Raw genomic sequence first — 12,290 nt, forward strand, 5'->3', positions numbered from 1 at the left:
ATTGGCCACTCCCGCCCACGCGCTTAGCGGCCGTGCTGGGCCTCACGCATCAACAGCTCGGCGGTTTCCTTGTCGCCCATTTCCATATAGAGCTTGGCCAGCTCCATTTTCTCGACATCCTCGGTCCCCTCGATCGGCGCCTCCATTGCCGGCGGCGGAGCGGGAGGCGCTTTCGCGGCGACAGGCGCGGCCGCCGGAACCTCGGGCGGAGGAACCGCTATCGCGGGGCGCGGCTCGGGCGCCGCGGCCTTGGGCGCGGCGATTTGCGGCTCCGCGCCGGACGCCCTGGCGAACAAGGGATGATCGGGCAATTGGGCGCGGCCCAGCTCGCTGACCCGCTGCCACAGGGTGCTGTCCTGGCTGAACATGCCCTGGGTGGCGACAGCCTCCTCGATGAACGCCTCCTTGTCAGGCTGGGCCGCCAGCACTTCCAGCAATTTGTAGCGCAGATCCTGCCTCAAGGGCTCTTTCGCCAGGCCCTCGCGCAGAATCAGCAAAGCCTGGTCGTCCCGCCCATAAGCCAGATAGACCTCAGCCTCGGCCATCACGTCGACGGCGCCCAGGTCTATGCCCTCATCGCTCTTCAACGAACTCATCAGCGAGGTCAGCGGCTTCAACTGCATCTTGGCGGATTCGGCGTCATTGCCTGCGCCGCCGCCAGCGTCCTGGCCAGCGGCGGCGGCGCGGCGACGGCGGATCAGCAGCAGCGCCACCAATCCCAGCGCGGCGGCCGCGCCGCCCAGCTTGATTTGCACATCCCGGTCGCTCAACGCCGCCATCGGGCCGGCGGCCGTCGCGCCGCGCGCTGGCGCAGACGGAGGCGCCGCCTCACGCGGCATGACCGGCTCGTGCCTGCTCTCGGGAGACTGAAGCAGTTCCGGCGGCCCATGCAAAGCTGGAACCTCCGGCTTGACTGCCGGCGTCTCCGGCGGCTCTTCCTTCCGAGCGGCCTGCGCCTCGGGCTTTTCGGCTGCGGGCTTGGGCGCGGCTGGCGCCGGCTTGACGCCCTCCTGCTTGCCGGCTGCCGCCACGCCCGCGGACGGCGCGGATGCGGCAGAGGGTTTGCTCTTGGCTTGCTGGAGCGAGCGAATCTTCTCCTCCAGCGCCCTGGCTCTTTGCTCGGTCTGCTTCAGCGCCTGCTCCTGCTTCATCAGCATGTCGCGCATGCGGCGCTCGGCCGCCAGCGCCTGCGGCGATGATGCCGTCTGGGCGGCAGGCTTCGACTCCGGAACGGGCTTCGCCGCCGGCTTGGTTTCAGGCTGGGCCGCCGCCTTGGCCGGGTGGGACTTCGCCAGATCGGCCTGATGCCCTTCCGCCAGCAGTTTGGCCATGCTGCCCGACTTGGCGGCGTCCTTCGCCTCCTCCTGCTTGCCCGCGCCCTTCGCCGCTTCCGGCATCGTCCAGCCGCTCGGATAATGCAGCTCCGCGCCCGCCAGCAGGCGATTGGCGTCGCCGTCGACGAAGGCCTCGGGGTTGTCCCGCAACAGCCGCCCCGCCACATCCTCGCCGCGCGCCTGGCCGCTCATCTTCATGGCGATTCCCGACAGGGTATCGCCTCTTTTCACCTGGTAGGTCTTGCCGCTAGACGCCGCCTCAGAGCCGGCAGGCCTCGCCTCCGGCTTGGCGACGGATCTGGCCGCATCCGCGCCGCTCTTGGCCGCTGCGCCGTCCAGCGTCAGGCTATAAGTCTTTTGCGCCCTGACATCCCCGGCAACCACCTCGATCCGGAACGACAACCTCGGCTGGGTGATCGGCATCGACGACGACAGTCGCAACACGCGGCGCCCGCTGGCCGAACGATCCAGTTGATGCGAAATGGACGCGACTTGCGACAGCTGCTCCTTCATCGCCACGCCTTGCGCGGCATCCGGCAGAATCGCCACCCGCAGTTGCTCCGACTTGTCGAAAGCGCCGCCCAGCAAAGGCAGCTCGGCGATCAGCGGCTCTCCCAGACGGGAGCTGACGCGAATATCGCCCAAACCCGCGCCGTCCAGCCTGGACCCCTGGTCCGGCGTCGCGGCATGGCGCTTGTCGTCGTCCCCGTCGGCGGGAGCCGGCGCCTTGCGCCGCGGCCCATCGCGCTTGTAATCCACCTCGAACTCGCGAACCAGGCTGCCCGCAGGCCAGCGCACCTCCACAGCGAAGCGCAACAAGGGTTCGCCGAAGCTCGCCGGGCCTTTGACCTGCACCTTGCTGATGCGGCCATCGCTGCTGCGCACCAGATTGAAATGCAAAACCGGCGCGGAACCGCTGTAAGGGGAAAGCAGCGGATAACTGTTGCGATCAGCCAGATTCACCTGGGCAAGGTCTTCGATATCCTCGTTGACGACCGGTATTTCAGCGGCGAACGATTCTCCGTCCGCCGAAAGCACGCGTATCGGCCCCAATCCCGCATGCGCCGCGTAAATGCTTCCCATGCCCGCCAGCAGCAGCGCCAAGCCTGTCTTGCGAAAGTTTGCAGCCATCGTTGATGTTCCCAATCTTCTTGCATGCATGATACAACCCGGCCCGGCGGAAAAATACCCACCTTTTGCTCCGAAGGCCCTTATCCATCAAGGCGGCCGGCGTTTTGCAAAAACGCATAATTAAACCTTATAGCACTTTCGCCTGACAATCCCATGCGAAACGCAATACCGGACTCCGGGCGTTCCAAACGCCCGCCGCAGCGCCGCCGGCAGACCATCCGCCAACGCATCCGCTCGCCGCGCATGCAAATCCCCGGCATCCAAAGAACAGATTTACCCTTCCCATCTTTTTGCGCTTTTTGCCGAGGCGCGGCTGACGCATTCGATGCCTTCACGGCAAGCAAACACGTGGCATTTTCCAATTCAGCCAAAATGAAAAACCAATTGCCCGCGTCATGAAACCAGGCTCCCGCTCTCGCGATTCGCCATCCGCCGCGTAAAAATCCGAGCATGAAAAAACCGCCTGAGCGCATGGCTGCAGACGGTTTTTGCCTCGCGGCGGGCAATTCATCAGGCGCTGATCTTATCGAGCAAGGCCTGGGCCTCCTCCTTGAGCTGCCCCTGAGCCTCGCCCAGCAAGTCCTGCAAAACCTCGCGCGCGCCCTCGCGATCGCCCATGTCCAGGTAAACCTTGGCCAGATCCAGCTTGGTGGCCAAGGGGTCGTCCATCACCGACACGCCTTCCGCTTTCGCTTCGTTCGGGGCGGAGTCGGCAGGCTGCGCGCCCCCTGCCGCCGAAGGCTCTTCCGCCAGCATGTCCTCGTACAAGGACTCCAGCCCGGTTGCGCCTGGGGCCTCCGCCGGCTTGGCCTCCACCGCCGGCGCGGCATCCAGATTGAAATCGAAGTCCAGCATATTGGCCTCCGGCTCCGGCGCCTTGGTCTCGCCCGCCTCGGGCTCCGCCGTCAGCATGGCGTCCAGATCGAAATCCAGCGCATTGGCTTCCGGCTCCGGCGCCGCATCGCCGCCAGGCGGCGCATCGAACAACGCCGCCAGCGGATCCGCCTCCTCCGCGACCGGCGATGCCGGCGCCGGCGCGGCCTCGATGGCCGCGGGCGCTTCGTCGCCGAACAACTCCTGATCCAGATCTATCACCTCGCCGCCCGCTGTCGCAGGCGCGGACTCCGGCTCGCCGGCATCCGCCTGATACAGGGCGTTGCCCGGATCGATGGCTCGGCCCAGGGCCGCCGCCTTGGCCCACAGCGCGCCCTTGCCGTCGAAGGCGGCATGCATCTCCTTGGCCAGCCGCTCGAAGTTTGCGACATCCGGCCTGGCCGCATACACCTCCATCAGCTTCATTCTGACCTCATGGCGCGACGGATCCTTCTGCAGCGCGTCCTTGAGGATTTCCTCGGCCTGCTGATCGCGGCCATAGGCGATGTACACCTCGGCCTCCGCCACGGGGTCGACTTCCGCCGCGTCGATGGCGCCGGCGGCCTGGGTGAAGTTGCTCATGAAGGAATTGCTGCCGCCTGCGGCGTTGGCGTCATGCCCAGCCACCGTGCTGCGGCCTAACGCGGCGCTGCCGGCATTCTCGTCAGCCACCTTGCGCCGCCTGGCGATCATGACGCCAAGCAACCCCAGCAAGCCTACGCCGGCGACGCCGCCTCCGATCAGCGGCAGATACCCCAGCACCCTGCTCATCAGCGATGGCGGCGGCGGCGCGGGGTGCGCGGACGCCGGCTTGGGATGGGTTTTTTCCACTGGCTTGGGCGCCGGCTTGGGCGCGCTGGCCGCGACGGCCTCATGCGGAGCGCTCGCCGTCATCAAGGCGCTGGGCGGCGCCGACGCGGCAGCGGGCGGAATGGACTCCAGCTTGGCGCCCGGCATTTGCAGGCTGCTCTGCAACGCTTTCAATTGCTGCTCCAGCGCCGCGATGCGGGTGGTGGCGTCCTGCAGAGCCTTTTCCCGGGCCGTGATCTGCTGCTGCAGGTCGTTGAGCTTGGCGTTGTCCGAGCCGTCTCCCGGCGCCAGCTTGAGCACATCGCCGCCCTTGCCCGCCGGCGCGCTGGCCTGGCCGCCCGCAGACGAAGCCTGCGCCGCCGGAGCGGGTTCGCCCAGAATGCCGGCCACCTGGCTGGCCGACAGCGCGCGCATCTTGCGCGCGGATGGCACTTGCAGCGTCGAGCCTGGCTTGGGATGGCTGACGTCGCCATCGGCGAAAGCATCTGGATTGGCCTGAACCAAGGCGGCCATGACCTGCCGCAACGACGCGCCCTTGGGCTTGACCTTGGCCGCCAAGGAGCGCAGCGTGGCGCCCTGGCGCACCGTCAGCTCGCGCGGCGCGCCAGGCGCCGTCTTGGCTGGAGCAGCCTGGCGATAGCGGCTGGCCTGGTCGCTGTCGGCATAGCTGGGCACGTCCTGGACGATGTTTTGCGCCGTGTAGTTGGCGGGGTCAAGCAGCACCGTATATTCGCGGACCGAGCGGCCGGACGGCGCCTTGGCCTCGACCACGAAACGCAGATAGGGATCGTTGATGGGCTGAGTGGAGCTGACGCGTATCATCGCGCCGCGCGTATTGGGGCTCAGCGCGAAGCGCAAGGAAGACAAGGAACTGGCGTAATCGACATTCAAGGCCTGGAAGGTTTCGATGCCCGCCAGCCCCACCCTGACGGCGTCAAGCTCCGTCGGCTGCACGCCGGTCATCTCGATGTCGGCCTTCAATAGTTCGCCCAGATTGGAGCGAACATGTATTTTCCCCAAACCAGACCAGGCGCACGCAGAGTACGCTAGGCCGATCAATAGCACGCCAAGCTTGATTTTTCCCTGATTTCTCACTGTCTACCTTCCGGCACGGTCGCATTATCATATGTTATCGGCGCCCATCCCTTCGGGATGAGTGTGCAACTGTTGCAATCTTAGGCCCTTGCACGTCGTTTAGCTAGATTTCACAACCAATGCCGGCTAGGCATGCCGTGCGCGTCAATTACATCAAGGCGCTTTGCCCAGCAAGGATTTCAGCGATGCGCACGCAGTGCAGCGCCGCGCCGGCCTTGACGTTGTCGGCCGATACCCACAGGCTCAGCGTCTTGCCCTGCTTGCGCAGTCGGCTGATCCACACCATCTCGTTGCCGGTGGCCTCCATCGGCGTCACGTAGCCGCCATGCTGTTCGCTGCCGACCACCTGCAATCCTGCCGCCTTGAGGCGTGTCCGCGCTTGTTCGAGGTCAAACTCTTCATGCAATTCGACTTGAATCGCCCAGGAATGGCCAAAGAACACCGGCACGCGGGCGCAGGTGACTTCCAGTTGTTCAGGCTTCAGCTTCAGCAGGCGGGCGGTCTCGTCGCGGACCGAGCGTTCCTCTTCCGAATCGCCGTTATCGTCCACGTCGCCGATCTGCGGCAGCACGTTGAAGGCGATGCGCTTGGCGTAGACGCTGACTTCCGCGTCGCGGTGCGAGAACAGCGCGGTGGTCTGCTCCGCCATCTCTTCCATCGCCTTCTGGCCGCTGCCGGACACCGCCTGGTAGGTGGCCACGGTCACGCGGGCGATGCCCAGCGGCGCGAGCGGCGCCAAAGCCAACGCCAGCGGCGTGACCGTGCAATTGGGCACGGCCACCAGCGGCGCGCGGCCCAGGTCTTCCAGTTCGAGGGCGTTGATGGCCGGCGCCACCAGCGGCACGCCCGCGTCGCCGCGGAAGGCGGAGCTGAAGTCCACCACCGCGGCGCCGGCGTCGCGCGCCTGCGGAACATACTGACGCGAGATGTCGCCGCCGGCGGCGAAAATGGCCAGGCCGACATTCTCGAAGTTGAATTCGTCCACCATGTGCACGTCCAGCTCCAGATTGCCCAGCGATACGGTGCTGCCGTCCTGCTCGACGGTGTCCACGGCGAACACGCGGGCGGCCGGGAAGCTGCGCGCGGCCAGGAGTTCCAGCACGGCTTGGCCCACCAGGCTGGTGGCGCCCACAACGGCGATCTGCAAAGAAGTCGACATAACTTGTTCCTATCGTTACCGCCGGCGGCGTCTTCCGCGCCGGCATTGCAATGCGAAAAGGGCACCGAAGTGCCCTTGAATGCTGTGAAGGCCGGCAAAGCCGGCCCAGGCTCGCGCCTATTCTACCCGTCAGCGCTCGATCAGGATACGCAGCATGCGGCGCAGCGGCTCGGCCGCGCCCCACAGCAGCTGGTCGCCGATCACGAAGGCAGACAGATACTCGCCGCCCATATTCATCTTGCGCACGCGGCCGACGCCCACTTCCAGCCCGCCGGTGATGGCGGCCGGCGTCAGCTCCTTGACCGAAATCTCGCGATCGTTCGGCACCCATTTCACCCAGTCGTTGCCGGACTTGATGATGGATTCGATCTCGGACAGCGGCAGATCCTGCTTCAGCTTCACGGTCAGCGCCAAGCTGTGGCAACGCATCGCGCCGATGCGCACGCACAAGCCGTCCACCGGCACCACGCTGGAGGTGCCGAGAATCTTGTTGACCTCGGCCTGGCCCTTCCATTCTTCCTTGGACTGGCCATTGTCCAGCTGCTTGTCGATCCACGGAATCAGGCCGCCGGCCAACGGCGCGCCGAAGTATTCGGTCGGCAGGTCCTCGCGGATGGCCTTGGCCACCTTGCGGTCGATCTCCAGAATGGCGGACGACGGCGTGGCCAGCTCGTCGGCCACGGTGGAGTGGATCGCACCCATGCCCTTGAGCAATTCGCGCATGTGGTTGGCGCCGCCGCCGGAAGCCGCCTGGTAGGTCATGGACGACACCCAGTCGACCAAGCCTTCGCGGAACAGGCCGTTCATGCCCATCAGCATGATGGAGTTGGTGCAGTTGCCGCCGATGTAATCCTTGACGCCGTTGGCCACGCCCTTGTCGATCAGCTCGCGGTTGACCGGGTCCAGCACGATGATGGAGTCTTCCTGCATCCGCAGCGTGGAGGCGGCGTCGATCCAGTAGCCCTTCCAGCCGGCGGCGCGCAGCTTGCCGTACACCTCGGTGGTGTAATCGCCGCCCTGGCAGGTGACGATCACGTCCATCGCCTTCAACTCGTCGATGTCGCCGGCGTCTTTCAGCGGCGGAACATCCCGGCCGATGTCCGGCGCCTTGCCGCCGACATTGGAGGTGGTGAAGAACACCGGTTCCGCGATCACCGCGAAATCGTTTTCCTCGCGCATGCGCTGCATCAGCACGGAACCGACCATGCCACGCCAGCCTACAAAGCCTACTCTCACTGGAAATCTCCCGAGTCTGTCCTAAGTCCGAATCGTTGCCGCCGCGCGGCTGACGCCGGCGCGGCGGTTAAATTTTTGTTACCCCATTGTGCAGCGCGCCAAGACGGCAGGCAATGGGGTAAATCGTTTTTATTGTGAAGTTCCGCAGAACAAATGATTAAGCTGTAATGAACAGCGTGCCAGCAGGCATTCAGCCTCCGCCCGAGTGGTGTCTAGACAGCTTGGAGGACATCGCCATCAAGCTGTCGATCAAGGTTGAGACCACTCGAAAACCCCGCCTGAGTGCTGAGGAAATCACGCGGAATGTCTGGCTCAAGCTTCGCCTAGCTAGAGAGGGAACCATGCGGCAAGAATACGCGGCATCACGACAAACCGTCTGCCAAGCTTAGGCCCGTCAACCAAACCCGGCGAAACGCCTGAGACAAGGCGAGCCGACACAGGCAGTACCAGCAGTGCCGCCAAGGCAGCACAAGCCAGTATCAAGCGTTTGTTAGCTGCGCCTAACGGTAAAACCTGCGCTTGCGGGCAAAGCAGGCCGCCAACCCTTGCCACATCAAATAGCCGGCGGCGACAACGGCGCTGGCGACGATCAGCAAGCTGCCGCCGGCAATCAGCGCAAAGGGTTCGCGCAGCACACCGTTGGCGTCCACATGGGAACCCATCAGACCGGCGGCGCCCAGACAGGCCAATCCGGCAGCCGCCAACAGCGCAACAATGATCAGCAAGGATTTCAAGGAGCGGGACATAATTCCAGACCTAGGTAGCGGATAAGTCTCAGTCCCGATTTCCCGCTCCGAGTTCCATGCTTTAGTCCATACCGCCCCCATCAACCTCCATCATCCAGCTCAGCTTGGCAGAGCAGACCGGTTCTTGGGCTTTGGCCGCGCGGCCAGAACCGGAATTTGTATTGAAGGAAGTGAAACTCAACATTTACCAAGGGCGTTCACAACCCCATAAACATTGATCGTTTTATATCGCGGTGAATGTTGGGCTTCGCAAGCTCAGCCCAACCTGACGAAGAAAGGCGTGGGAGACTTAGCCGGAAGGTCTAAAAAATCTTACTCCCATCCATTAACGCGGCGGCTCGGACTTGAGCGGAAACTGCCATACCAGCTTGCGGCCCATGATCAAATCCTCCACCGCCTCGGGCGGGATGTCGCGTTCTTTCAATGCCCGCAAGTTCAGGGGCCGACGTGGGAAGACCAGGCCCTGGGCGCGCAGCATATTGATCAACTGCTCCTTGCTGCGCTGCAATGGGCTATTCAAAGGAACCTGGCGGATCTCCGCCACCAAAGCCAAACGCTGCAAATCATAGTGATAGCCCTGCTGCAGCAGCCAAACTGCAATATCGAACCTTCCCCTTATCGCCATGGCATACTCCGGCGTAGAGTACTCTATATCCCTCGCATTGATATCCGCCCCAGCCGCAATTAGCGTCTTCACGTTATCGAATAACCCATGATAGGCCGCCTGCAACAGTGGCTGATTGGGTTCCACCCGTTTGCCCTTGGCCGCGTTGACATCGCCGCCGTAGCGAAGCGCCAGCCGCAAAAACTCCGGGTTGCCGGAGCCCGCCGCCAACAGCATGGCGGACCAGCCCTCGCGGATCAGCGTGCCGTCCTCCATCCGGCCATGGCCCTTGCCGTCGCCCGGGCCATGGCCGTTGCCGCCCAGATTGGGATCGGCGCCGGCTTTGAGCAACGCTTCGAAGCCTTCCACATTGTCGGCGCAAATCGCCCACAGCAGCGGCGGCACCGCGCCGTCCTCCAGCGTATTAACCAAGCCCGGCGCCGCCGCCGCCAGCCGCGTCACGGTTTCAACATCGCCATGAACGGCGGCCTTCACCAGTGCCACCGCCTGTGGATTGCGGTAAGCCTCGTCCAAGCTGCGCCTGGCACAGGTGGTTCCCCATAAGCCGGCTTCGGCCGGGGCATTCAGCATGCCCATTAATATGCCTGCCGCGATCCAACTCCACAGAATCCTCATCTTCTCCCCGTTTCACTGCGCTAGTTCAGCTCTGCAGAATAAAAACGATCAAGCTGAATAGGTACTGGAGCTTGCACACGAGCCCAGCATACAAGCAATCGGAAAATATAAATGAAAATGGCGCGATCCTTAACCGGATCGCGCCACTCGCGTCAATCAGCGGACAAGCAGCATCACATCGCCGCCACCACCGCGTCGCCCATGCCGGAGCAGCTGACCTTCTCGCAGCCGGCTTCGTAAATGTCGCCGGTGCGGTAGCCTTGTGCCAGCACCTTCTTCACCGCGTTTTCCACGCGCTGCGCGGCGGCTTCCTGGCCGAAGCTGTAGCGCAGCATCATCGCGGCGGACAGGATGGTGGCCAGCGGGTTGGCCAGGTTCTGGCCGGCGATGTCCGGCGCCGAGCCATGGCTGGGCTCGTACAGGCCCTTGTTGTTCTGGTCCAGCGATGCCGACGGCAGCATGCCGATGGAGCCGGTCAGCATGGAGGCTTCGTCGGACAGGATGTCGCCGAAGATGTTGCCGGTGACCATCACGTCGAATTGCTTCGGATTGCGCACCAGTTGCATCGCCGCGTTGTCGACATACATGTGGCTGAGCTCCACTTGCGGGTACTCCTTGGCCACCTCGATCATGATTTCTTTCCAGAACTCGGTGGTTTCCAGCACATTGGCCTTGTCCACCGAGCACAGCTTGCGGTTGCGCTTCATGGCGATGCCGAAGGCGACATGGGCGATGCGGCGCACTTCGCTCTCGCTGTAGCGCATGGTGTTGTAGGCCTCGCGCTCGCCCAGCTCGTTGACGGCGATGCCGCGCGGCTGGCCGAAGTAGATGTCGCCGGTCAGCTCGCGCACGATCATGATGTCCAGCCCGGACACCACTTCCGGCTTCAGTGTGGACGCGTTGGCCAGCTCGGGGTACAGGATGGCCGGCCGCAGATTGGCGAACAGGCCCAGGTCCTTGCGGATGGCCAGCAGGCCGCGCTCGGGGCGCAGCGGCCGATCCAGCTTGTCGTAGGCAGGACCGCCCACCGCGCCCAGCAGCACCGCATCGGCTTCGCGCGCCAGCTTCTGCGTGGCTTCCGGATACGGCGCGCCGTACTGGTCGTAGGCGGCGCCGCCCAGCGGCGCGTGTTCGGTTTCCATCTTCAGGCCATCGCGGCGCAGCACGTCCAGCACGCGCTCCGTCTGGGCGATGATTTCGGGACCGATGCCGTCTCCCGGCAGAATGGCGATCTTCATGAATGCTCCTTTATTGCCGCTTGTCGTCGTCGCGCCGGGTCAGCCTCTCAACCAGCGCCCGTTCGCAACATTTGAATACGATATAGGCCGCCATCGCGGCATAGCCGGACAACAGCAGTTCTCCCAGCTGGCGCAGCGCGCCGTCCATCGCCGCTTGCCAGCCCACATCCAGCCACAGCTTGAGATTCAGCTGCAGCAGCAGAGCCAGGTTGACGGTGGCGGCGCCGAACAGCAGAAAGCTCAGGCCCAGCAACAGGAAGGCCGCCAGCGGGCGACGATGCAGCCAGGCCATCCAGCCGCGCTGGCTCATGGCGATCTCACCCCTGTTTTCATGCCTGCTCCGCCTTGTCCAGCGGGACTATGCCGCTTTTCTCGACGATGCCGGTCGACAAACCATCCAGACTCACGCTGTTCCGGTTTCGCCAGTAGTCGCGGATGCCCGTCTCTCCCTTGGCGCGAGCCCAATCGTTCAACTGCTCCCGCTCGCCCAAGTACTGATAGCAAGGCACCGACATGCCGCAGGAAGCCTGCACCAGCTCCACGTCCAGCAAGAATATCTGGCGCGCCCCCGGCAAGGGATGGAACAGGCCATAACAGCTGTCCCAATCGGCATCGCCGGGATGAACCGCGCGCGCCTGGCCATACAGGCGCAGGATCAGCGGTTTGCCCTCAAACGCGCAGAACATCACGGTCATGCGCGGGCTATGCTCGACATGGCAGGCGGTTTCATTGCCGCTGCCGGTGACGTTCAGCCAAGCCATCAGGTTCGGCCCCAGCACCCGCAGCGAGTCCATGCCCTTGGGCGACAGGTTGACATGACCATCCGCCATGGCGGTAGCGACGAAAAACAGCTTTTGTCCAGCGATGAACTCGCGGTGCGAGTCCTGCAACTCCTGATAACGCTGCCCCATGCGGACTCCCTCGACAATGAACTAACCCGTGTTTGCCTTACGCAAAATGCTCCGCGCCCTCCGGCACCACCACCCATCCATGCTTCCTCTCCTCATAAACCGACACGCTCGGAGCCGGAAAGCTTGGGTCGGCAAACGCCCCCACCGGTATCGCCACAAACGCTTCCAGCCCTTCCGGTTCGTAGTACACGGTGGCGCCGCAAGTCGGACAGAAGTGGAATTTGACGCGGGAGCCTTCGTCGCCCACGCGGACGTAAACGGTGGAATCACCGGCAATGGCGACGTCCTTGCGGTAGAAGCGGGCCTGCTGGCCAAAGACGCTGCCGGTGCGGCGCTGACAGGCCAGACAGTGGCAGATGGAGACGCGTACCGGGTCGCCTGAGACTTGGGCGGTAAGCTGGCCGCAGCTGCATGCGGCAAGGCGATTGGACATGGGGCGCTCTCTTCCAGTAACTGATGTTGGGTTGAACGGCGCCCTCGCCAGGCGCCCCTTCGCGTGGATTCTTGCCCGTACTCA

11 protein-coding genes are annotated in these 12,290 nt (G+C 64.1%); all 11 read right to left on the reverse strand.

From position 1 onward, the window contains the following. Nucleotides 1–23 precede the first annotated feature (23 nt). A complete protein-coding gene (locus BKX93_RS04345; RefSeq protein WP_145929260.1) occupies nt 24–2,465 on the reverse strand; it encodes a type IV pilus assembly protein FimV in 2,442 nt (813 codons plus the stop codon). A gap of 80 nt (nt 2,466–2,545) precedes the next feature. Then, nucleotides 2,546–2,917: a hypothetical protein gene (locus BKX93_RS24500; protein ID WP_145929261.1), complete on the reverse strand. Its 372-nt coding sequence runs from the start codon at nt 2,915–2,917 to the stop codon at nt 2,546–2,548. A gap of 58 nt (nt 2,918–2,975) precedes the next feature. Continuing rightward, on the reverse strand, nt 2,976–5,243 hold the full coding sequence (locus BKX93_RS04350) for a motility hub landmark protein FimV (RefSeq protein ID WP_483294887.1): 2,268 nt from the start codon (nt 5,241–5,243) through the stop codon (nt 2,976–2,978). Nucleotides 5,244–5,391: 148 nt separating this feature from the next. Then, entirely contained in the window at nt 5,392–6,402 is a 1,011-nt protein-coding gene (locus BKX93_RS04355; RefSeq protein ID WP_046156996.1) for an aspartate-semialdehyde dehydrogenase, read from the reverse strand. Nucleotides 6,403–6,531: 129 nt separating this feature from the next. Next, nucleotides 6,532–7,638, reverse strand: coding sequence for an aspartate-semialdehyde dehydrogenase (asd, locus tag BKX93_RS04360; protein ID WP_083340437.1), 1,107 nt, complete (start codon nt 7,636–7,638; stop codon nt 6,532–6,534). A gap of 500 nt (nt 7,639–8,138) precedes the next feature. Beyond that, entirely contained in the window at nt 8,139–8,363 is a 225-nt protein-coding gene (locus BKX93_RS04365; protein WP_244887238.1) for a DUF3955 domain-containing protein, read from the reverse strand. A 346-nt stretch (nt 8,364–8,709) separates the two neighbouring features. Beyond that, on the reverse strand, nt 8,710–9,585 hold the full coding sequence (locus BKX93_RS04370; protein WP_070978868.1) for an ankyrin repeat domain-containing protein: 876 nt from the start codon (nt 9,583–9,585) through the stop codon (nt 8,710–8,712). Between the two features lie 212 nt (nt 9,586–9,797). Then, the gene (leuB, locus tag BKX93_RS04375; RefSeq protein ID WP_070978870.1) at nt 9,798–10,862 is read right to left on the reverse strand and encodes a 3-isopropylmalate dehydrogenase; all 1,065 of its coding nucleotides are present in this window, start codon (nt 10,860–10,862) and stop codon (nt 9,798–9,800) included. Between the two features lie 10 nt (nt 10,863–10,872). After that, a complete protein-coding gene (locus tag BKX93_RS04380; RefSeq protein ID WP_070978872.1) occupies nt 10,873–11,172 on the reverse strand; it encodes a hypothetical protein in 300 nt (99 codons plus the stop codon). A 19-nt stretch (nt 11,173–11,191) separates the two neighbouring features. After that, entirely contained in the window at nt 11,192–11,773 is a 582-nt protein-coding gene (locus BKX93_RS04385; RefSeq protein WP_070978874.1) for a pyridoxamine 5'-phosphate oxidase family protein, read from the reverse strand. Between the two features lie 37 nt (nt 11,774–11,810). Further along, on the reverse strand, nt 11,811–12,206 hold the full coding sequence (locus tag BKX93_RS04390) for a GFA family protein (RefSeq protein WP_070978876.1): 396 nt from the start codon (nt 12,204–12,206) through the stop codon (nt 11,811–11,813). Nucleotides 12,207–12,290: the final 84 nt, after the last annotated feature.

The organism is Chromobacterium vaccinii (genome assembly GCF_001855275.1).
Taxonomy (GTDB): Bacteria; Pseudomonadota; Gammaproteobacteria; order Burkholderiales; family Chromobacteriaceae; genus Chromobacterium; species Chromobacterium vaccinii.

Bases quoted from the DNA above. Each gene is read 5' to 3' on its own strand.
- BKX93_RS04345 (WP_145929260.1), bottom strand. From the start codon at position 2,465: ATGGCTGCAAACTTTCGCAAGACAGGCTTGGCGCTGCTGCTGGCGGGC.
- BKX93_RS04355 (WP_046156996.1), bottom strand. From the start codon at position 6,402: ATGTCGACTTCTTTGCAGATCGCCGTTGTGGGCGCCACCAGCCTGGTG.
- BKX93_RS04390 (WP_070978876.1), bottom strand. From the start codon at position 12,206: ATGTCCAATCGCCTTGCCGCATGCAGCTGCGGCCAGCTTACCGCCCAA.
- BKX93_RS04380 (WP_070978872.1), bottom strand. From the start codon at position 11,172: ATGAGCCAGCGCGGCTGGATGGCCTGGCTGCATCGTCGCCCGCTGGCG.
- BKX93_RS04385 (WP_070978874.1), bottom strand. From the start codon at position 11,773: ATGGGGCAGCGTTATCAGGAGTTGCAGGACTCGCACCGCGAGTTCATC.
- leuB (WP_070978870.1), bottom strand. From the start codon at position 10,862: ATGAAGATCGCCATTCTGCCGGGAGACGGCATCGGTCCCGAAATCATC.
- BKX93_RS24500 (WP_145929261.1), bottom strand. From the start codon at position 2,917: ATGCTCGGATTTTTACGCGGCGGATGGCGAATCGCGAGAGCGGGAGCC.
- BKX93_RS04370 (WP_070978868.1), bottom strand. From the start codon at position 9,585: ATGGGCATGCTGAATGCCCCGGCCGAAGCCGGCTTATGGGGAACCACC.